Origin of the sequence: Halobacillus sp. KGW1 (assembly GCF_001592845.1) — a bacterium.
In the GTDB taxonomy this organism is placed as follows: Bacteria; Bacillota; Bacilli; order Bacillales; family Halobacillaceae; genus Halobacillus.
In genome coordinates this window covers 391203-411574 of sequence record NZ_LSOC01000003.1, presented here as the reverse complement: position 1 = coordinate 411574, position 20372 = coordinate 391203, and the positions used below count along the sequence as shown (strand labels likewise).

22 protein-coding genes are annotated in these 20372 nt (G+C 48.6%); 21 read left to right on the top strand and 1 reads right to left on the bottom strand.

What is annotated here, in order from left to right:
* Window positions 1-150 precede the first annotated feature (150 nt).
* From AXG56_RS11020 to AXG56_RS10925, 20 genes are all read left to right on the top strand, one after another.
* Window positions 151-981: a MurR/RpiR family transcriptional regulator gene (locus AXG56_RS11020; protein ID WP_062514472.1), complete on the top strand. Its 831-nt coding sequence runs from the start codon at window positions 151-153 to the stop codon at window positions 979-981.
* A 15-nt stretch (window positions 982-996) separates the two neighbouring features.
* Window positions 997-2373: a YjiH family protein gene (locus tag AXG56_RS11015; protein ID WP_062514470.1), complete on the top strand. Its 1377-nt coding sequence runs from the start codon at window positions 997-999 to the stop codon at window positions 2371-2373.
* Between the two features lie 21 nt (window positions 2374-2394).
* Complete coding sequence (locus AXG56_RS11010) at window positions 2395-3507, top strand: amidohydrolase (RefSeq protein WP_062514468.1); 1113 nt, start codon at window positions 2395-2397, stop codon at window positions 3505-3507.
* 1 nt (window position 3508) lies between these two features.
* Window positions 3509-4627 carry an o-succinylbenzoate synthase gene (gene menC, locus AXG56_RS11005; RefSeq protein ID WP_062514466.1) on the top strand — a complete coding sequence of 373 codons (1119 nt, stop codon included), beginning with the start codon at window positions 3509-3511 and terminating at the stop codon, window positions 4625-4627.
* A 9-nt stretch (window positions 4628-4636) separates the two neighbouring features.
* Complete coding sequence (locus AXG56_RS11000) at window positions 4637-5332, top strand: hypothetical protein (protein WP_008633282.1); 696 nt, start codon at window positions 4637-4639, stop codon at window positions 5330-5332.
* A 77-nt stretch (window positions 5333-5409) separates the two neighbouring features.
* The gene (locus AXG56_RS10995; RefSeq protein WP_008633280.1) at window positions 5410-5628 is read left to right on the top strand and encodes a helix-turn-helix transcriptional regulator; all 219 of its coding nucleotides are present in this window, start codon (window positions 5410-5412) and stop codon (window positions 5626-5628) included.
* 156 nt (window positions 5629-5784) lie between these two features.
* On the top strand, window positions 5785-6297 hold the full coding sequence (locus AXG56_RS10990) for a DUF6141 family protein (RefSeq protein WP_008633278.1): 513 nt from the start codon (window positions 5785-5787) through the stop codon (window positions 6295-6297).
* A gap of 11 nt (window positions 6298-6308) precedes the next feature.
* Window positions 6309-7151: a metallophosphoesterase gene (locus tag AXG56_RS10985; RefSeq protein WP_062514465.1), complete on the top strand. Its 843-nt coding sequence runs from the start codon at window positions 6309-6311 to the stop codon at window positions 7149-7151.
* Between the two features lie 11 nt (window positions 7152-7162).
* The gene (locus AXG56_RS10980) at window positions 7163-7480 is read left to right on the top strand and encodes a hypothetical protein (protein WP_062514462.1); all 318 of its coding nucleotides are present in this window, start codon (window positions 7163-7165) and stop codon (window positions 7478-7480) included.
* Window positions 7480-7884, top strand: a complete 405-nt coding sequence (locus AXG56_RS10975) for a hypothetical protein (protein WP_062514459.1) — start codon at window positions 7480-7482, stop codon at window positions 7882-7884. Before AXG56_RS10980 ends, AXG56_RS10975 begins: the two co-directional genes overlap by 1 nt.
* Before the next feature lie 158 nt (window positions 7885-8042).
* Window positions 8043-9062, top strand: coding sequence for a LacI family DNA-binding transcriptional regulator (locus AXG56_RS10970; RefSeq protein WP_062514457.1), 1020 nt, complete (start codon window positions 8043-8045; stop codon window positions 9060-9062).
* Window positions 9063-9174: 112 nt separating this feature from the next.
* On the top strand, window positions 9175-9939 hold the full coding sequence (locus AXG56_RS10965) for a sugar phosphate isomerase/epimerase (RefSeq protein ID WP_008633268.1): 765 nt from the start codon (window positions 9175-9177) through the stop codon (window positions 9937-9939).
* 27 nt (window positions 9940-9966) lie between these two features.
* Window positions 9967-11232 carry an ABC transporter substrate-binding protein gene (locus tag AXG56_RS10960; protein WP_062514455.1) on the top strand — a complete coding sequence of 422 codons (1266 nt, stop codon included), beginning with the start codon at window positions 9967-9969 and terminating at the stop codon, window positions 11230-11232.
* Window positions 11233-11282: 50 nt separating this feature from the next.
* Window positions 11283-12236 (top strand): carbohydrate ABC transporter permease, encoded by a 954-nt coding sequence (locus AXG56_RS10955; protein ID WP_008633264.1) that lies wholly within the window; start codon window positions 11283-11285, stop codon window positions 12234-12236.
* Complete coding sequence (locus AXG56_RS10950) at window positions 12233-13054, top strand: carbohydrate ABC transporter permease (RefSeq protein ID WP_008633261.1); 822 nt, start codon at window positions 12233-12235, stop codon at window positions 13052-13054. The genes AXG56_RS10955 and AXG56_RS10950 overlap by 4 nt, the downstream gene beginning before the upstream one ends.
* A gap of 25 nt (window positions 13055-13079) precedes the next feature.
* A complete protein-coding gene (locus AXG56_RS10945; RefSeq protein WP_062514453.1) occupies window positions 13080-14186 on the top strand; it encodes a Gfo/Idh/MocA family protein in 1107 nt (368 codons plus the stop codon).
* Window positions 14183-15226 (top strand): Gfo/Idh/MocA family protein, encoded by a 1044-nt coding sequence (locus AXG56_RS10940; protein WP_062514451.1) that lies wholly within the window; start codon window positions 14183-14185, stop codon window positions 15224-15226. Before AXG56_RS10945 ends, AXG56_RS10940 begins: the two co-directional genes overlap by 4 nt.
* Window positions 15227-15371: 145 nt before the next feature.
* Entirely contained in the window at window positions 15372-16442 is a 1071-nt protein-coding gene (locus AXG56_RS10935; RefSeq protein ID WP_008633253.1) for a peptidyl-alpha-hydroxyglycine alpha-amidating lyase family protein, read from the top strand.
* A 335-nt stretch (window positions 16443-16777) separates the two neighbouring features.
* Window positions 16778-17521 (top strand): SDR family NAD(P)-dependent oxidoreductase, encoded by a 744-nt coding sequence (locus AXG56_RS10930; RefSeq protein WP_062514450.1) that lies wholly within the window; start codon window positions 16778-16780, stop codon window positions 17519-17521.
* Between the two features lie 5 nt (window positions 17522-17526).
* The gene (locus AXG56_RS10925; RefSeq protein ID WP_035388300.1) at window positions 17527-17952 is read left to right on the top strand and encodes a GNAT family N-acetyltransferase; all 426 of its coding nucleotides are present in this window, start codon (window positions 17527-17529) and stop codon (window positions 17950-17952) included.
* Between the two features lie 106 nt (window positions 17953-18058).
* Here the strand turns inward: AXG56_RS10925 and AXG56_RS10920 are convergent, their stop codons facing one another.
* Window positions 18059-19219, bottom strand: coding sequence for an ROK family transcriptional regulator (locus AXG56_RS10920; RefSeq protein WP_062514448.1), 1161 nt, complete (start codon window positions 19217-19219; stop codon window positions 18059-18061).
* A gap of 122 nt (window positions 19220-19341) precedes the next feature.
* On the opposite strand from AXG56_RS10920, the gene AXG56_RS10915 reads away from it, so the two are divergent.
* Window positions 19342-20352, top strand: coding sequence for a TRAP transporter substrate-binding protein (locus tag AXG56_RS10915; protein WP_008633245.1), 1011 nt, complete (start codon window positions 19342-19344; stop codon window positions 20350-20352).
* Window positions 20353-20372 lie beyond the last annotated feature (20 nt).

Genomic DNA, 20372 nt, shown 5'->3' with positions numbered 1-20372 from the left:
TTATCATACACCTGTTTGAATATTTATACAATACACGAGCGGGGATGATTATTTCGTAATTTTCAAACAAATGATTGTAAGGAAGGATTAGATGCGGTACATTTATAAAAAAGAAGGAAATCCTTCATCGAGAATAAAGGAGGAAAAAGGATGGAAGAATCGTTGCTGGAAACGATCAAAGGTGTTTATTCCTCCTTATCACCAGGTCAAAAAAAGGTGGCGGCTTATATGATCGATCACCGGGAAGAAAGCGCGCTTGCAACCGCGTCCCGGCTTGGCAGGCTGGCGGGAGTGAGTGAAACGACGGTCATTCGACTTTCCAACGTCCTTGGGTTTCGCGGCTTTTCTCATCTTCAGGAGGCAATCAGAGAGGAGTTTCTCAAGCAGAAGCAGAGCGTACGGGAGCATTCCCCGGCATACGATGTTTTTTCTGACGTTGCGGAGAAAGAAAGGCATGTGTTCGGTCAATTACTGGAACAGCTGGATCGAGGGCAGTTGAAGCAGGCGGTCGATGCTTTAATCGCAGCCGAACAAGTCCATATCGCAGGTTTCGGCAGCTCCTATGCTGTGGGTTACTGGTTCTACGCGGCGCTTAGGAAGTTGAGAAGCAGGGTGTCCTTATCCGGTCCTGACGGCGTGGCAGCAGAAGATATAGGTGATATCCGGGAGAATTCCCTTCTTGTATTATTTTCTTTTCCAAGATACCGAAAAGAAGGGATGTTGTTGGCGGAAGAAGCCAAGAAGCAAGGGGCGGTGGTGCTCGTCCTTACGAACAAAGCGCTCGCCCCGCCTGCCCGATCAGCAGACATCACGGTTACGACAGAAGAGCGGATGGAATCGGATTATCACTCCATCGCGGGAGCCGTAAGCATATCGGAAATGCTGATCGAAGCGGTTATGGAAGAAGGCGGAAACGAAATGCGCGAGCGTCAGCAGCGAATGGAACAGCTCTATGCTGAACAGAATCTATTTTTAGAATGAAGAGGAGTGGAAGGGATGCAGGAACAGTGGAAGCATGTCGAACGTGAGAAAAAGAGGTTTTCTGCCAAGGATTACGCGGCATTCATTCTTCCGTCCCTGTTGGGGCTGTTGTTTTTTATGGTGCCGATTCAGACGGAGGATGGGATCACGATTCCCGTCGCTTTCCTTGCGAATGGGCTGAATGAAGGGTTTGCCGGCACAATACCTGTCCTGACGGTGTTGGCGATAACGATCTCTGTCATTGGATCGCTCGCCGCTTATTTGTGGAAGCCGAAATGGATCATGGAATCCACCTATTGGAAGGCCTTGTTTTATGTCCGTAAAAACTGGGTGATGACGAGGGTTATCGGGATGATCTTTGCCTGGATGGCTCTTCTTACGCTGGGGCCCGATTTTCTGACGTCCGACGTGACAGGCGGAATGCTGTTGTTCGACCTTTTGCCTGTTCTGTTCACTACCTTTCTATTGGCAGGTTTTCTGCTTCCATTGCTGCTGAATTTCGGTCTGCTTGAATTCGTCGGAGCGCTGCTTCGTAAAGTGATGCGTCCTCTGTTCACCCTTCCCGGGCGTTCCTCATTGGACTGTCTCGCTTCCTGGGTCGGGGACGGGACCATCGGTGTCCTGTTGACATCGAAGCAGTATGAAGAAGGGTATTACACAAAAAGAGAAGCAGGTGTCGTCGCGACGACGTTCTCCATTGTCTCGATCACATTCACGATTGTCGTCATCAGTTACCTGGAAATGGAGAGCTATTTCCTGCCTTATTACGCCACGATCATCATAGCAGGGCTTGCTGCTGCCTTGATTATGCCTCGTATTCCTCCGTTGTCCTGGAAGAAGGATGACGTCTATGAGGGAACGACAAGAAAGACCGAAGAAGCGATTCCGTCGGGGACTTCGCTGTTCCGATGGGGAACGACTCAGGCGCTCAGGAAGGCGAGAAGCGGCGGCGGTGTGAAAGCGACACTGAAAGAGGGAATGCAGAACGTGCTGGATATGTGGATCGGCGTCCTTCCTGTCGTCATGGCGATTGGAACGGTCGCCGTCGTCATAGCAGAATTCACTTCCTTTTTCACCATCATCGGCAAGCCGTTCGAATGGCTGCTTATGCTGATGCAGGTGCCGGAAGCAGAGGCAGCCGGTCAGACGATGGTCGTCGGTTTTGCGGATATGTTTCTGCCGGCTGTCATCGGAAGCGGGATAGAAAGTGAAATGACGCGCTTTATCATTGCAAGCGTATCTGTTACGCAACTTGTTTACCTGTCGGAAATGGGAGGCTTGCTGCTTGGATCGAAACTTCCGGTTTCCTTCAAGGACCTTGTATTTATTTTCCTGATACGAACGTTGATTACGCTGCCGATTGTCGTCGGCATCGCTCACTTGATTTTCTAACCATAGAGGGAGGACTCACCATTGCAACACGAAGATATTCTACGAACCTATGAAGATTTGCATAAGCTTGCAGAGCCTAGTGGAAAAGAGCAGAATACTTCCGCCTATCTGAGGGGAAGGCTTGAGGCGGCTGGTTTTGCCCTCCGTACATTTCCGGACCATCACGGTTTTTATGCTGAGTTAAGCGGGGAAACGAATGCCGTGATCGCCCTGCGTGCCGATATGGATGCACTGCTCCAGGAAGTGGACGGGGAAGTGAGGCCGAACCACGCTTGCGGCCATGACGCCCACAGTACGATGGTGCTGCACACCGCTTTAAGAGCTGTAGAGTCGGGGCATTCTTACCATCATACCCTCCGGTTTATTTTTCAACCCGCAGAGGAAATTGCGGCCGGTGCCCTGCAGATGCTCAAGGGAGGAGCTCTGGATGACGTCCGGTTTCTTGGAGGGATTCACCTCCGCCCGGCGAAGGAAGTACCGAACAAAAAGGCGGCGCCCGTTATTCTCCACGGATCGATCGTCACACTGAAAGCCGTCGTACGGGGGGTTCCTGCCCATGCCGCCCGTCCGGAATTTGCGAATAACCCGATCGAAGCTGGAACCAGACTATTGGAGGCGTTGAAACAGGTTCACATCGAGCGTCCGTATTCGTTCAAAGTGACGGAATTCCATGCTGGAGAAGCATCCAATGCCATTCCTGAAAAAGCCCGTCTCACGTTCGATGCACGGGCAGCGGAGACAGGGACTTTGGATGACATCATGAAACAGGCGGAGACGCTTATGAGACAGGTGGCTTTGGACACGAAGACAGACATCGAATGGGAGTGGGTGGAATTTTCCCCTGCTGCAGTCAAGCACGAACAAGCGGTGGCACTTGCTGAAAAGGCGATCGGAGTGGCTGTCTCGGATGATGCTGTCGTCCCGCCGTGTGTTTCTCCGGGGGCAGAGGACTTCCACTTTTACACGCATCACCAAAAAGGGCTGCCGGCGACGATGATCGGTCTTGGATGTGGACTTGAGCCGGGACTTCATCATCCGAAAATGACTTTCGATACATCCGCGCTCTTCACCGGAGTCGACATTTTGGAGGCGCTGCTTCTGGAAGCGGACCACGTCACCTGGGAGGGGAAATGACATGAAAATCAACGAAATCATACTAAGACACATAAAAATGGATCTCCTCCACCCGTTTACGACGAGTGTGGGAACGGAATACGATAAGGACGTCCTTATTATTGAAGCAAAGACGGACAGTGGGTATTCCGGATGGGCGGAATCGGTATCCATCAAGGAGCCGATCTATAATGAAGAAACAATCGGGACCAATCTGCCGATCATGAAGGATTTCCTTTTCCCGTTGGTGCTGGAGGAAGCGCTGGACCATCCGTCAGAGGTTGCAGAACGTTTCCGGTCGATCCGGGGGAACTTCAATGCAAAGGCAGCCGTCGAACAGGCTGTCTGGGACGCTTATGCGAAGGAAGAAGGGCGTACATTGAGTGAGGTACTTGGTGGCACCAAGAAGGAAATTGATGTCGGTGTCAGCATTGGAATCACAGAAACGAAGGAAGCCCTGCTTGAAAAGGTGCGGGACTTCATCGATGCAGGATATAAACGGATCAAGGTGAAAGTGAAACCGGGCTGGGATATTGACGTGTTGGAAGCGATACGGGAAACTTTCCCCAACATCGAGCTGATGGCGGATGCCAACTGTGCTTATACATTGGAGGACATCGATCACTTGAAGAAGTTTGATCGTTTTGGACTGATGATGATTGAACAGCCGCTCGACCATGACGATATCATCGATCACGCCAAGCTGCAGAAGCATTTGCAGACACCGATCTGCCTGGATGAAAGCCTGCATACGAAAGAGGACGTCAGGAAAGCGGTGGAGCTCGACAGCTGCCGAATTGTCAACTTGAAAGTAGGTCGTGTCGGAGGTCTGACGGAAACGCTCGCCATCCATGATCTGTGCATGGAGAAAAACATTCCAATGTGGTGCGGTGGTATGCTGGAAACGGGAATCGGCCGGGCGCACAACATAGCGATCACCTCGCTTGAGGGATTTACATATCCCGGAGATACGGCTCCATCCTCTCATTATTGGGAGAGGGACATCATTTCTCCAGCGGTTGAAATGAAGGATGGGATCATCCACGTTCCCGACAGACCAGGAATCGGCTATGAGCCGGACGGTGACTACATCGAAACGATCACCCTGTATAAAGAACGATTCACAAGCATCAGGAAATGAGGGATCATCATGAAAGCACATGGAGAAATCATCCACCACCCGACAGGCAGAGTATCCGTTTATCATGTGCGGCGTTTAGGAGCCGAAGATATTGAGGATCTGCTCCACATGCAGATGATCGTCGAAGCGCAGGTTCAGGAAAAAGACACGCTCCAACCGCTCTCGAAACAGGAATTTAACACCATTTTAGAAGGAGCCGGGCTGTTGATCGGTGTCTTTGTCGAGGAGGAACTGATCGCCTTTCGGGCACTATGGTACCCAGGTCCGGATCCGGAAAACCTCGGCATGGATATCGGCCTTCCGGAAGAAGAGTGGGACCTTGTCGTTCATCAGGAAATTTCCTGTGTCCGGCCGGATTATCGCGGGAACCGGCTCCAGAAACGGATGGGGGCATGGATCATGCAGGCCTTTCAGGAAGAGGATACCGACAAAGCGCATCTCTTGTGCACGGTTCATCCGCGGAACATAAGCAGCCTGAAGGACAAACTTGCCCAAGGCATGGCGATTGTCCGTCTGAAAGAGAAGTACGCCGGTATGCTCCGTTATATCCTGTACCGCCCGGTGTCAGGCGTATGGGAATGGGAGGACGAACGGGAGAAGGTCGTGCAAAGAGCGGATCTCACTGCGCAGAAGGAGCTGCTTGCAGCCGGCTACTACGGAGCAGAATTAATGGATGACTGTCTCATCTTCCGTCGTTCCAAATAGTTGGTGATGAAACAGGGAATCTTTTTCTTTTTTCTTCATTTTGTTTAAGATAAGAAGTAAGAAAGGAGGGGTGTGTCATGAGTAAAAACATTGAAGGATTTCTATATACCCGCATAGCGGAGATCCGTGAGCAACAAGGAATGACCCAGAAGGAGCTTGCTGATAAGTCAAATTTGACCGTCGATCAGCTCGATGCTATTGAAACGTCTGATTTTGATAGGTACGAGGGGAATAATATCGATCTTAAATTGATTGCCGAGGCTCTTAACGTTGAGTACCGGGACGTTATTAGATAACCAGAAATCCCCCATGCGATCTTTACATTCTATATTATGAATGTAAAGATTACATGGGGTTTGTTAAAATATAGAAATGGGGAACGTTTTGTTCTCTTTGTACATAATGGGGAAGGGGAAAATTTATGAAGGAATGGACGTGTTGGAGGTTAATGGGTGGACGGTAAACAGAAGAACTCCGTCTATGAAGAAGTACAATGGCCCGGCAGGTGGTTCTTTTTCGTGATAATCGGGACGGTTACCGGTATTTTTTGGTATGCATTCATCCAGCAGATTTTGTTGGGTGTTCCATTAGGAGATCAGCCGATGACAGATTCCGGGTTGATTCTTGCCTGGGTAGTTTTTGGAATCCTCCTTCCTTTGTTTTCTTTAAAGGTGAATATGACGACACAGGTCCGGGACGACGGCGTGTATGTCAAACTGTTTCCCTTCCACTTGAGATACCGGAAGTTTCTACATGCGGATATTGAAAAGGTCTCTTCCATCCGTGTCCGGTCCCTCGTCCGTTTCGGGGGATGGGGTATCCGGGTCAATTTTTCGGGAGAAAAGCTCTATAATACCGGCGGCAGGGAAGGCGTAGAGCTGACTCTGAAATCGGGAGAAGTCGTGGTGATCGGTTCCCGGAAAGCAGAAGCACTCGCCGCAGCAGTTCAAAAGAGAATAGATTAGGAGGAAGCGTTATGCCTATCATTGCGTTGCTTGCCGATGTCCATGGCAACGGAACCGCCCTTGAGGCGGTGCTGCAGGACGCGAAACGGCAAGGGGTAACAGACTATTGGTTTTTAGGAGATTTGATCATGCCCGGCCCGGGAGCGGATGACTTATTCGAGCAGTTGGATCAGGTACGCACTTCCGCCTATGTCCGCGGCAACTGGGAGGATGGCTTCCTCGACGTCTTGAAGAAAGATATAGACATCGGGAATGCTACGGATCTTTACGTTACACGACTCACGAAATACCTTTGTGAAAGATTGAATCCTTCCTACATCGATCGGATAAAAACGCTGCCGCTTGTCCAGACGAAACAGGTCAACAAGCTTCATATCCGCCTGAGCCACCACCTGCCGGATAAGAACTACGGAGGAGACCTGTGGCCCTCCCATCCTCAGGAAGGGTTTGACCGCTTATTTGACGATGGCCATGATGTCGCGATTTACGCGCACACCCATCACCCACTTCTGCGCTACAGTACAAACGGACAGTTGATTATCAATCCCGGCACCGTCGGCCAGCCTTTTTTTAAATGGGGAAAACTGAACGGGGACCTCAGGGCACAGTATGCCCTCCTTGAAATCGATGAAGATGGAATATCGGATGTAAGATTTCGTAAAGTTGCCTATGACGTGGAACGGGAACTGGCGATTGCCAGGGAGAAAAAACTGCCGTTTTTCTCCCTGTATGAAGAAGTCCGGGAAACGGGTGTCACCCATACCCACAATCACGATCTATTACATAAGCTTCACGCAGAAAACGGCGGGAAGGCAGAGCTCATCGCCTATTTTGAAAAGCATTACTGGACGTAAGGGGGCAGAAGATGTTTTGGATTTCATTCTTCCTTGTGCTGATCGGTCTTCTTCTCTGTGGAACCGGCTTATCTGTCGCAAAGAAAGGAAAGACTGCATTTATCGCCGGCTATCATACCACCTTCCATCCGAAAGACGAGCCTAAGCTCGCAAAAAGATTCGGCTTCCTGCTCTGTCTGTTCGGGGTGGAGACGATGGTCTTCCCCCTGTTCTATTCCCTCGGGTGGATGGAAGGGACGCATTACGCCGTCCTTGCGGTTTTAAATATTATGCTGGCCCTGTTTTTCCTGGCAATGGATCAATGGGGAAGCGGTTCAGGAGGGAAATAGTGAAAAAAGTAATCGGAGTTTTTCTTGTGGTACTAACGTTGACCGCCTGTCAATCGGAAGATAAGCAGATGGAACTGCTCGGTGACGTGTCATTGATTGAGGTGTCGGAGTCAAGAGGCTATGGCGGCTTGAACGAAAATCATTTCACGGTACTCGATCAGAAGGAGACAGTTTCCAGATTCGAGGAAATTACGGAAGAGACCGTCGCTGTCAAACAGGACATCGACGTGAACGGAACGAAACCGGACTATGACCTGCTTGTCCGCTATGAAAACGGGGAAACGAACGGCCTGCAATGGAAGATGGATGGAGAGAGCAGTCGGCTGACCTATGCAGGACACGAGTCGGAGGCGTACGAGCTGAACGCCGAAGAGACGAATCAGCTGCTTGATATGTTGGAATAAGTCCGCATTCAGCGGGCTTTTTTTTATGGATGAAGAAAAAATCACGTCATCCATTTTAAAAATTCAGAATATTTTCTAGATAGTATTGCATTTCCAAAACGAATCGCTTACACTGTTTGTAATCGATTACATTTTGACACAGGAACAGGAGCTTACTTATGGCGAAGATGAGTGATGTAGCGAAACTTGCCGGTGTTTCAACGGCAACGGTATCGCGCGTGCTGCGCAATCCCGAAGCGGTAAAGCCGGTGACGAAAGCGAAAGTGGACCAAGCGATTGAGCAGTTGAATTATGAGCCGAATATGCTCGCCAGGCATTTCCGACGCACGGAGACGAATACGATTCTCGTCCTTGTGCCGAACATCCGTAACACGGTGTTTGCAGAAATCGTCGGCGGTATTGAGGAAGAAGCGTCTGTCCACGGATATCGTGTCCTGCTCCGCAATACCAACAACCAGTTCGGCAGCGAGTATGGATCTGTCGAACACTTGAAGCAGCGGCAGGTAGACGGGATGATCATGCTGTCTCCTAAAATGGAGGAGCGTCTGATGCTGGAAATTTCAAACGAGTTTCCAATCGTGCTTGCGACCGCTCATTTGGCATCTTCGAACATACCGTTTGTGTCGATCGATAACAAAAAGAGTGGCTGGAAAGCAACCGAGCATCTCATCCGCCTCGGCCATAAACGAATCGCCTGTATTTCAGGGCCGCTTCGCATGCCACTGTCCGAGCTTCGTTACGAAGGCTATCGTCAGGCGATGATCGAGCACGGCCTCGGCGTCGATGAACGGTTGATCCGGGAAGGGGACTTCACCTATGAATCCGGGTATGAACATATGACGTCCTTACTTTCCCAAGCCGAACGTCCGACTGCTGTCTTTGCAGCAAGTGACGACATGGCGATTGGAGCGATCAATGCAGCGTCTGCTGTTGAGTGGAAGGTACCGGAAGACCTGGCAGTTGTCGGGTTTGACAATATCCAGTTTGCATCCATGTACAATCCGCCTCTGACAACCATTGCGCAGCCGTTTTTCGATATGGGGAAACGGGCGATGGAGCTTCTGTTGAAGAAGCTGAACGGGGAAGAAGTCACGAAGATGGAGCATCTATTGTCGGATGAATTGGTGATCCGTGAGTCGTGCGGGGCGAAGCAGCAAAAGAAGGTAGTCCCGCTGTAATATCATTGGTTAGTAAAATGTAATCGATTACAAACGGGGTGAGCTATCATCATCCTTTTTTAAAAAACCTTTTTGTAATCGTTTACATTAACAAAATAAAGGAGTGTATCAAATGACAAAGATTCCAGTAGCTGTACAAATGTTCACCTTGCGTAATGAAAGTGAAAAAGATTTCAAGGGGGTGCTGAAGCAAGTGGCGGACCTCGGTTATGACGGGGTGGAGCTTGCCGGGCTCGGCGGCCTGCAGGCAGAAGAAGTGCGGGAAACGCTCGACCTTCTCGGGTTGAAGGCGGCATCCAGTCATATTCCGCTCGACGTCCTGGAAGAGGGAATCGACGGCGTCATCGAAGAGCAGAAAATTCTTGGAAGCAAGCATATCGTCTGCCCATACCTGCTTCCGGAGCAGCGGACGAAGGAACATTACGAGCATCTGGTAAGCGTGTTGAATAAAGCAGGGGAGAAAGCTCATGCAGCAGGCATCACGCTTTCCTATCACAACCACGACTTCGAGCTTGAAGCATGGGAGGACGGTACGACACCGCTTGCCTATATTTTGAAAGAGACGAATCCGGAGTGGGTGAAGGCGGAGTTCGATATTTACTGGCTGACGAAAGCGGGAGAATCACCAGCCAAATGGCTCGAGAATTACCAGGGTCGGACGCCACTCGTCCACTTGAAGGATATGACGACAGATGGAGAGCAGTTCTTCGCAGAGCTTGGAACAGGCGGTGTCGATATCGAGCGCGTGCTTGAACTCGGTGGAAAGAACGGGGTGGAATGGTGGATCGTAGAACAGGATCAATCGAAGCAGTCCCCGCTTGATAGCATTGCGGAAAGTTTCCAGTACCTGCAGAAACAAAACGTGACATCCGTTTGATCAAATCATTATAAAGGAGCGGTTCTATTGAAGAAACTGGCGATGTTAATGATGTTGTTCTTGGTTTTGATTCTGACTGCGTGCAGCGGTTCTTCCAATTCTGCAGGAGGAAGCGAGAAGAAGGTGCTTGAGTTCTGGCACATCGATCCCGGCGAGAAGGAGAAGGTGTATGAAGAAGCAGTCGAGCGCTTTGAGGAGAAGCACCCGGATGTCGAGGTTAAAGTCCTTCGGATTCCAAACGATGCGTATAAGCAGAAGCTGTCTGTTGCCATGTCCGGCGGCAACCCGCCTGATGTATTCAACAGCTGGGGCGGCGGCTGGCTGAAACAGTTCGTTGATCAAGGAAAAGTGCTGGATGTAACCGAGGACGTCGACAAGTCCCACTTTAATGAATTGGCGCTTCAGAATTCGATGTACGATGACAAAGTGTACGGCCTGCCACTTGGGCTCTCCATCGACGTCGTTTTCTACAACAAAGAAATCTTTGATAAATATGGATTGGAAGAGCCTAAGACATACCAGGAATGGCTTGAAATCAACGATACGCTCAATGAGAACGACATCATTCCAATTGCCCTTGCCAACAAGACAAAATGGCCAGGCGCATACTACCTCATGAACTTCGCAAGCAGAGAAGCGGGTACGGATCTTTTTGACAGCGCTTTCCATAGAGAAGGGAAAGGGTTCGACGATGAGGGGTATGTACAAGCGGGAACGTACATACAGGAAATGGTGAAGAACGATGCCTTTAATGAAGGCTTTAACGGAGTACCTTACGACGAAGGTACAGGACGTCAGCTTTTGTATTCCGGTCAGGCGGCCATGATGGATATGACGATTTCCTTCCTGAACAATGTCCGTATGGAAGCACCTGAATTCGAAGAGAAGCTCGACTTCTTCGTCTTTCCGGAAGTGGAAGGCGGCAAAGGATCCGTCACGGATCTAGGAGCTTCCGCAAGTCCTGTATGGTCGGTATCAGAAAGCTCTGAACACCCGGATCTTGCTACAGAATTAATTCAGGAACTGACAAGTGAAGAAACGGCACAGGCATACGCGGACCGCACCGGTTCCCTTACTTCCATCAATGGAGTGGTTCCGAATGATGAATTCACGAAGAAATTCCATGAAGTAGTGGAAGGCGCGACCCACCTGCAGATGCCTTACGACCAAACTCTTCCTCCAGAGCTTGCCGAGCTTCATAAAGATACGACCCAGGCTGTCTTCGGACTGGAGATGACGCCGGAAGAGGCGGCAGAGAAGATGGAGGCGAAAGCGAAGGAAGTACTGGAATAAAAGGAGGAAGGGGGCTTCCCCCTTTCCTTCTATTAAAAAGGAGGGATCTTGTGGAAACACATGTGAACAAAGTGGCACGAGCCAAATCAAAAGCAGCTTCCCGAACGAAAGAAAAGACGAAAAACGTCAAGTCCAGGGATATGATGACCATCCTGTTGTTTATCGCACCAGCCTTCATCGTTTATGCCGTCTATGTCCTTTATCCGATTTTTTCTACTTTCCAATATAGTTTGTATGAATGGGACGGTATGAGTGAGATGGTGTTCGTCGGTTTGCAGAACTATGTCCAGTTGTTCCAGGACCCGGTGTTCTGGACGTCGTTGACGAATAATACGTGGGTCGTTCTCGTTTCCGTTTTCGTCCAAATTCCACTCGGTCTGTTAATGGCTTTGATGCTGTTTGCCCCGGTCAAAGGCATCCGTTTCATGAGCAGCGTTTACTTCTTTCCTTTCCTCATGTCGACGGTCGCCATCGGTCTCTTGTGGGTGCTCATGTTCGATCCGATTAACGGTATCGTCAATAATATCGTGTCCCTCTTCGGTGTAGAAAACGTCGCCTGGCTCAGTCAAGCCGACACCGCCATGTTCGCCGTCCTGCTTGTTGTCGTCTGGCAGTTCGCCCCTTTCTATATGATTCTCTTCAAAGCGGCGATCGTCGGTATTCCGGAAGACCTGTATGAAGCAGCCAAGATGGACGGAGCGAACGCTTTACATAAGTTCATCCATATCACGCTGCCGATGCTGATGCCGACTATTGTGAGCAGCTCTATTCTCGCTATCGTCGGTTCCCTGAAGGCGTTTGATATCTTCTATATCATGACAGGCGGCGGCCCGAACCATGGGACCGAGCTGATGGGCACCTATATGTTCAAACAAGCTTTCGTCAATTTCAATATGGGGTATGCGAGTGCGATCGCCTTCCTGATGTTTTTCATCGCTTTGATTGTGACCATCATCATTCAGATGCTTGATTTCTATCGTAAAAAGAAAGGAGCACTGCTATGACAGCGACATTCAAGCGCATTCCGTTATATGTCTTTGCCATTCTTCTGCTCGTCTTCACCGGCTTTCCGTTCCTGTATATGATTTCGACGGCATTGAAGACGCAGGCCGATTTCTTTGAAAAGCCGTTTGCCTTCTTTTCTTCCTTCAACTTAGAGAACTTCGCCGCCGTGTTTGAAATGGGGCTGACCCGTTACTTCTTCAACAGTATTCTGATTTCCGTGCTTGCTGTCGGCATCGTCATGTTCATTGCAGCACTCGCGAGTTATCCGCTGAGCCGGATGAAATTCAAATTCAACCGCGTTCTGTTCCTGCTTTTCATCTCCGGGATGATGCTGCCGATCCATGCGACGCTGATCCCGATTTTCAAGTTTACGGAAAACATCGGCCTATATGATACGATCTGGGCGCTGCTCGGACCGTATATCGCCTTTAGTCTGCCGATATCGATCTTCATCCTGACACAATTCATGCAGGAAATTCCGAAATCGCTCGAAGAAGCAGCGAAGATGGATGGGTGTACCCACTTCGGCGTCTTCTGGCGGGTGATTTTGCCGATGCTGACTCCGGCATTGATGACGGTGCTGATCTACAACTTCATCCACTTATGGAATGAGTTCATCTTTGCCCTTGTGCTGATCTCAAGTCCCGAGAACATGACGCTCCCGCTTGGTCTCCAAGACTTTAAAGGAGAATTCTCCGTCAACGTCCCCGGCTTGATGGCAGCCCTTACCCTTGCCAGTCTTCCGATCCTGATCGTGTACTTATTCTCACAGGAGAAAGTCGTGAAGGGACTTGCCGGCGGGGCCGTGAAAGAATAATAGAGAGAAAGAAGAGGTGGAAGAAATGACAATTCGCGCAGGAATAATCGGTTGTGGAACGATCAGCGATATTTATTTGAAAAATAGTCAGGAATTTGCGAGCTTCGATATCATCGCTTGTGCCGATGTCGATCTGGACCGCGCTCGTGAGAAAGCAGAGGCTTACGGCGTCGAGCGCGCCCTCACGGTAACGGAGCTGTTGGAGGACGAAGCGGTCGACGTCGTCATCAATCTGACACCGCCGCTCGTTCATAAGGAAATTACGATGGGAGCGCTTCGAAACGGGAAGCACGTTTACAGCGAAAAGCCCCTTGCCGTCACATTAGAAGACGGAAGAGAAATCCTCGCCTTTGCGGAAGAACAGAATTTGAAGGTGGGTGTCGCTCCGGATACGTTCCTAGGTGCAGGCCTCCAGACTTGTCAGGGGCTTATGGAGAAAGGAGCGATCGGTATTCCATTGTCCGGCCTCGCTTTCATGATGAATCTTGGTCCGGAACGCTGGCACCACCATCCGGAGTTCTTTTACCAGAAAGGAGGAGGGCCGCTGTTTGATATGGGACCTTACTATTTGACTGCCCTTATCCAGCTGCTCGGTCCGATTAAGTCCATTATGGCTGTCGCGACGACAAGCCCCGCGGAACGTGCAATTGCAAGTGGTCCTAAGGAGGGGACAGTCCTTTCTGTCGAAACCCCAACCCACTATTCCGGTATCCTCGAAATGGAACAGGGGGCTCTTGTCACCTTAACGATGAGCTTCGATGCAGCACCGGCGGAAGGCTCGCTGATCGAGCTTTACGGAACAGAAGGGGCTTTGAAAGTGCCGGACCCGAACACGTTCGGGGGCCCTGTTTCCTATAAGAAACGCGGGGAAGATGTCTGGCAGGAAGTCTCCGTTCCATCGGTCTATTCAGAGAACAGCCGCGGAATCGGTCTTGCCGATATGGCGGAGGCGATCAAGCACGGGACGCCGTTCCGAACGCATGGGTCTCTTGCCTATCATGTCCTGGAAGCGATGCATGCCTTCCATACTTCTTCTGATTCCGGAAAGAAGGTTGACCTTACAAGTACGGTGACTCCGTCGCCGCTCCGTGAAGATAGTTATCAAATGAGTGAAAGGATGAATCAATCATGAATAAGATCAGAGTTGGAGTCATCGGCTGCGGCAGTATTGCACAAAAGCGCCACCTGCTGGAATATAAAACGAATCCGAATGTAGAAATCGCTGCGGTCTGTGATGTCATCAACGACCGGGCGCTGGCTGTAGCAGAATCATACGGCGCCGAGGCGTTCTTCGATTACAGAGAACTGTTGAAGCGGGCGGATATAGATGCAGTCAGCGTCTGCCTCCCGAATGCTCTGCATGCCCCTGTAACCATTGCTGCCCTGGAAGCGAAGAAGCATGTCCTCTGTGAAAAGCCGATGGCTGTATCCAGCGAGGAAGCACAGGCGATGATCACCGCTGCCGAAGCAAACGGGAAGAAGCTGATGGTCGCTCATAACCAGCGCTTCGTCGCTTCGCACCAGAAAGCGAAGCAGATGCTTGAGGACGGAGAGCTCGGCAGAATCTACAGCTTCCGGACGACCTTCGGCCACGGTGGTCCGGAAAATTGGAGCATCGACGGCGCAGACAGCTGGTTCTTCGATAAAGAGAAAGCGTTCGTCGGCGCGATGGGGGACCTCGGCGTCCATAAAGCGGACCTGATCCGCTACCTGCTCGGTGAAGTCGATGAAATAAGTTCATTCGTCCAGACGACTGCCAAAGAGAACACCGAAGTGGATGATAACGCCGTCTGTATCCTGAAGATGGACAGTGGTATCATCGGGACACTGACTGCCAGCTGGTCCTACGTTGCCGGCGGGGACAATGCTACCGTCTTATACGGCGAGAAGGGGGTCATGGAGCTTGAGAACGACCCGGACTATTCCTTCCGAATCCGCTACAAGACCGGAGAAGTCCTGAACTTCGAACTGGATAAAATCCAGACAAATGAGGAAGGCGGTCAGACGACGACCCATGTAATCGATCATTTCGTTGACTCCATCTTTCATGATCGTGAACCTTTGATTACCGGGGAAGAAGGTAGAAAATCATTAGAAGTGATCCTGTCCGCCCTGGAAGCGAGTGAGATGGGGAAAGTGGTGAAAGTGACTGGCAGGGTGCCGGTGAAATAAAGAAGAGAGCGGTTTCCTTAGAAATAGAGGAATCCGCTCTCTTCTTTTTACGTCTCTGGTCCTAGATAAATTAAAACCGCAGCCTGTCGTAATATTCTCTTTGGCCCGCTAAAGTAGGTAAGGGGAAAAGACAGGGGGAGAAAAAATGAAAAGATACATTATCATTCTAGTTATTTCTATATGTGCCGTTTTCCTATGGTGGGGAATGGGAAATATAGAACCTATATACAAAAGATCTATTGAACCAAAAGAGGCTGCTTCTTTCTATGATAACGAGGTATTATGGCCGAGAACAGAGAGCGACAAACAGCTTGCGGGAGAGGCCAGCGGGGTTGCCGTCAACTCAAAGGGAGATATTTATTACTTACATCGGGGAAGCTCTTCTTTTGGTGACAAGTCCTTAGTAGAAGAACCTGCTGTTATCGTACTTGACGGAAAGACGAAGGAAGTGAAGGAAAGATGGGGGAGAAACATATTTCAGTCTCCTCATGGAATTGAGATCGATTCCAAGGATAATGTTTGGATTACAGATATTCTCCAAAACAAAGTTTTTCAATTCAATTCTAGTGGGGAAATGATACGGACATTTGGTTCTGATTACCCGTTTTATATGGAATCTGCTCTCCGCATACGTAACGTTCTTCCGGGATTTCCTACTGGAATGGATGCGTACACGTTTGCTCGCCCGACGGATGTTACCGTTATGGAGGACGGATCTTTCGTGGTCAGCGATGGGTACCGTAACAACAGGATTGTTAAGTTTGATAAAAATGGAAAACTTGAGTGGGAACGTAATGAAAGGGGAACGAAATCTGGGGAATTTCATCTTCCTCACGGTATCACACATGATGAAAATGGACGCATCTATGTAGCTGATCGGAGCAATGCGAGAGTACAGGTTTTTGCGAAGGATGGGAATTATATAGAAACCTGGACCCAGGACGAACTGGGACGGCCTTTTGGTATTGATGCAGGTTCAGATGGCAAGATTTATATTGCTGACGGCGGGAATGAATTATATGAGAATGGAGGGAAAGGATCCAATCAAGTTGTCATCATGAATCAACAAGGCGTAATTTTAGAACGGTTTGGTGAATGGGGGTCTGGTCAAGGAGCAATGAAAATCCCGCATGATATTACTGTTCTTCCAAACGGAGACATACTGGTTGCAGATTTAAAAAACAGCAGGCTGGTCACCTTTACCCCTCAACAATAAAAAAAGATAGGTGCCGGAGAAAACGGTTATTCGAGCCATTAAATTATAAACTATGTACCGTCTTCCTGATATGAGAGGACGGTCTTTTAATGTCTTTCATTTATAAATCCTGTTTTCTGCAGAACTACTATTTAGATATAGCTGTTCTTCTCATTATGAATGGGCTCTTTCCACTCGTCGTTTGAGCTTTTTAAGGAAGATGCTCTCTTCATTAAGATTAATAGGATATATTTTCCTGAAATATTTTTCAGAAAAATAAATGTAAACCAATTTTGGAGATAGTATAATGATGGTGTTTACCAATTTTGATAATTTATTACATACAGGAGTAGGAGATGGAACGTGTGTGGAATAGTGGAAAAGTCATTGTCACTGGTGCTGCCTCCGGAATCGGAAAGGCAATTGTTAACCATTGTCTTCAGGAACAGACCGCCGTCATTGCTTGTGATATCAAGGAGGACGCATTGTATGATTTGAAACAATCCATGGGAGGTAAGGAACGTCTGTATACCTATCGACTGGATATAAGTAAATATGAAGATGTGGAGAAGTTCTTTGAGTATGTTACAGAAGAACATCCAGATACGAACGGTTTAGTCAACAATGCCGGCATTTATCTTGCAAAAAACATTATGCAATATGAACCGGAGGAAATAGACCGCGTGCTTGATATCAATATTAAAGGGGCGGTGTATTTTTCCAAGTTCTTCGGTAAATGTCTATTTGAGTCGAAGCGGAGAGGATCGATCGTCAACCTGTCGAGTGTATCCGCTTTGGACGGCAGCACGGATGCCATTTACGGTCTCTCGAAATCCGCTTTGATCGGCTTAACAAAAAGCTGTGCGATCAATTACTCTCCGTACATCCGGGTTAACGCAGTTGCCCCGACCATCGTTCAGACACCGATGATGAGTCAAATCCCTGCATGGAGAGTGGAGGAGTATTTTGCAAGTGAACTGATTGATACGCCGGTTCTTCCTGAGGATGTGGCAGATACGGTCGTTTTTCTTTTGTCGGAGAAGGCCAAGCACTATACTGGTGCGACGTTCGATCTGAACAATGGCGGCTATTTGAGATAAGGAGGATGAAGGTGAAAGAATTGGTTTCCAAACAGGAGATTATCGCTGCTTTTCCCGTCATGAAACAGCTCCGGACTCATCTTACCGAATCCGCTTACCTCGATTTGGTGACAGAAGCGCAGCGAGTGGACCGCTACCGTCTTTTTGCGTGGATGGAAGACGAAAAGCTCGTGGCCGTTGCGGGAGTGAAACCGATGACGACACTCTACTATGGACGATTCGTGTGGGTGTGTGACTTGGTGACGGACGAAAAGCACCGTTCGAAAGGCTGTGGCGAGAAGCTGTTAAACGCCGTCCATCACTGGGCTGTTGGAGAAGGGTATGAGAGTGTGGCTCTCTCATCCGGTCTCCAGCGCAAAGACGCCCACCGGTTTTACATGGATAAAATGGGCTATGATCAAGTTAGTTTTGTATTTAAGAAGACTTTATAGCAAAAAAAGTCAGCCTGAACGGCTGGCTTTTTTTATGGATCCGCTTATGGGAATGTCGGGCAGTTCTCCTGTAACGTCAGCCACCTCCATATGTCAGCGTCCTGGATTAAAAATAGTTATAGGCCTTCAAGTTCAGCGTTTCTACCTGATAGTAATTTTTTAACGCGAGCATGGCTCCTCCCAAGGAACAGGCATCCTTACCCAGTGTAGACGTAAGAATCGCATCATAATTATTAATCTTAGATGTCAAACGTTGTTTCAGGTGTTCGAGCAGTTCCTGGTGATGGAGGAGGAACTCGCTGTTCAAAATTGTAATTTGCGGATTGAAGATGTTAATGATGTTATTCAGTCCAATCGCCAAGTAATCGAGGAACCTTGTCAAAAGCTCAGGATGATCCTGCCAAACGGAATCATCTATTGTGGTTAAACAGTCAATAGGAACGCCTTTATCGTTCAATGCTCTGATTAACGCCTGTTCCGACGCATACAGCTCCCAGCAGCCTTGATTTCCGCAAGGGCACGGCAGGCCGCCTTTTTCCACGATCATATGACCGATTTCTCCAGCAAACCCCTGATATCCACGATAGATTCGATTGTTCTCCAATATACCGAGTCCAATGCCTGAATACATGGTAACGGTAAATAAATCCGGCAGGGGATGGTTAAATACCTGCTCTGCATACACCGTTAAGTTTGCGTTGTTATCGATGAATATCGGCACGTTAAAATGTTTCTGCATTTCGTCTTTTAATTCAACGTCGATCCAATCCAATTTCGGCGTGTACACCACGTCATTGGAATTATGGACGATGCCGTGGATGCCTACCCCTATGCCAACAAGACCTTTTGGAGAATCCATAATTTTGCATTCCTTGGCAATCGTCTGTAGGGATTGTATGATGTGCTCGATGTTCTCTCCTGATCCTTTTTCTTTCATCTCAATATGGTAAGTACGGATCGGCTTTCCAAGTAAATTGGTTACTTGTACTTGAGTGCTGGGATAGTCGATATCTACACCGATAGTGAATCCTGCATTTTCATTCATCTGCAGTAAAATCGCTTTTCTTCCGCCTCTCGACACATCCGGGGAACGTTCGAGCACCAGTTCCTCCTCCATCATTTGATTAATCTGTGCAGATACGGTCGAGCGATTTAAACCAGTGATTCGCGACAGCTCTATTCTAGAGATGGACTGGTTCTCAATAATTTTTTCAATCAATATTCTCTTGTTTAAAGCCTTGATATAAGTAGCATCTGCTGTATTCATCTGAAAACCCTTTCAAAAAAGTCTTGAAATATTCAATCTTTAAATTTATTATATAGCTAACAGTTTGTTGTGTAAACAAACAAAGTTTTGAAAGCGCCATCAGAATAGGAAAGGGAGTGGAAGTGTTGAAGAAGGTTGTGGTCTGGTCATTAATGTTGGTTGGGAGTTTGCTGCTTCTTGCAGGATGTGGTAATTCGGAGGAAGCTTCAGGTAACGGCAGTAAAACGAAAGAGTTGAAATTAGCACATAACATGAGTGAGGAGCATTCCATACACAAAGCTTTGGAAAAATTTTCGGAGTCTGTAGATGAGAAGACGAATGGAGAAGTGAAAGTGAAAATTTACGCCAATGGAGTGCTTGGTGGAGAGAAAGAAGTCCTGGAGCAGCTGCAAAGTGGTGCGGTGGATATGACGAAGGTAAGTGCAGGAGCATTGGAGAGCTTCTCATCCGATTACTCTATCTTCTCCCTTCCATACCTTTTTGAAAGCAAAGATCATTACCGGGCGGTCATGGAGTCGGACGTTCCGGATAGTATATATCAATCGACGGCAGAAAAAGGGTTTATCGGAATTGGTTACTTTGACTCCGGTGCTAGAAGTTTCTATACAAAGGATACACCAATAGAAAAGCCGGAAGATTTAAAAGGTGTAAAGGTACGCGTGATGGACAGCCCTAGTGCTATTGAAATGGTGGAGTTGTTCGGAGGTACACCGACGCCGATGCCTTACGGAGAAATTTATACGGCGCTTCAACAAGGAGTGGTTGACGGAGCCGAGAGTAATGAAACGGCCTTAACGACAGGAAAACATGGAGAAGTAGCAAAGGTTTTCTCGCGCAACGAACATACAATCATTCCTGATGTTCTGATCATTAACAAGGAAACATGGGAAGGGCTGACAGAAGATCAGCAGAAAGCCTTCCAGGAAGCGGCACAGGAAGCAACAGCATACCATACAGAAATGTGGGATAAATCTATTGAAGAAGCGGTGAAGGAAGCAGAAGAGATGGGCGTGGAATTTTACGATGTAGACAAGGCACCATTTATTGAAGCTGTCCAACCGATGCACGATACATTTAAAGAAGATCCGAAGATGGCTGAAGTAATGGAAGAAATTGAATCATTAAAGCCATAAATGTTTGGAGTGTTTAACTG

Bases quoted from the DNA above. Each gene is read 5' to 3' on its own strand.
- AXG56_RS11020 (WP_062514472.1), top strand. From the start codon at position 151: ATGGAAGAATCGTTGCTGGAAACGATCAAAGGTGTTTATTCCTCCTTA.
- AXG56_RS11015 (WP_062514470.1), top strand. From the start codon at position 997: ATGCAGGAACAGTGGAAGCATGTCGAACGTGAGAAAAAGAGGTTTTCT.
- menC (WP_062514466.1), top strand. From the start codon at position 3,509: ATGAAAATCAACGAAATCATACTAAGACACATAAAAATGGATCTCCTC.
- AXG56_RS11000 (WP_008633282.1), top strand. From the start codon at position 4,637: ATGAAAGCACATGGAGAAATCATCCACCACCCGACAGGCAGAGTATCC.
- AXG56_RS10995 (WP_008633280.1), top strand. From the start codon at position 5,410: ATGAGTAAAAACATTGAAGGATTTCTATATACCCGCATAGCGGAGATC.
- AXG56_RS10985 (WP_062514465.1), top strand. From the start codon at position 6,309: ATGCCTATCATTGCGTTGCTTGCCGATGTCCATGGCAACGGAACCGCC.
- AXG56_RS10980 (WP_062514462.1), top strand. From the start codon at position 7,163: ATGTTTTGGATTTCATTCTTCCTTGTGCTGATCGGTCTTCTTCTCTGT.
- AXG56_RS10970 (WP_062514457.1), top strand. From the start codon at position 8,043: ATGGCGAAGATGAGTGATGTAGCGAAACTTGCCGGTGTTTCAACGGCA.
- AXG56_RS10965 (WP_008633268.1), top strand. From the start codon at position 9,175: ATGACAAAGATTCCAGTAGCTGTACAAATGTTCACCTTGCGTAATGAA.
- AXG56_RS10950 (WP_008633261.1), top strand. From the start codon at position 12,233: ATGACAGCGACATTCAAGCGCATTCCGTTATATGTCTTTGCCATTCTT.
- AXG56_RS10945 (WP_062514453.1), top strand. From the start codon at position 13,080: ATGACAATTCGCGCAGGAATAATCGGTTGTGGAACGATCAGCGATATT.
- AXG56_RS10940 (WP_062514451.1), top strand. From the start codon at position 14,183: ATGAATAAGATCAGAGTTGGAGTCATCGGCTGCGGCAGTATTGCACAA.
- AXG56_RS10935 (WP_008633253.1), top strand. From the start codon at position 15,372: ATGAAAAGATACATTATCATTCTAGTTATTTCTATATGTGCCGTTTTC.
- AXG56_RS10930 (WP_062514450.1), top strand. From the start codon at position 16,778: ATGGAACGTGTGTGGAATAGTGGAAAAGTCATTGTCACTGGTGCTGCC.
- AXG56_RS10925 (WP_035388300.1), top strand. From the start codon at position 17,527: ATGAAGGTGAAAGAATTGGTTTCCAAACAGGAGATTATCGCTGCTTTT.
- AXG56_RS10920 (WP_062514448.1), bottom strand. From the start codon at position 19,219: ATGAATACAGCAGATGCTACTTATATCAAGGCTTTAAACAAGAGAATA.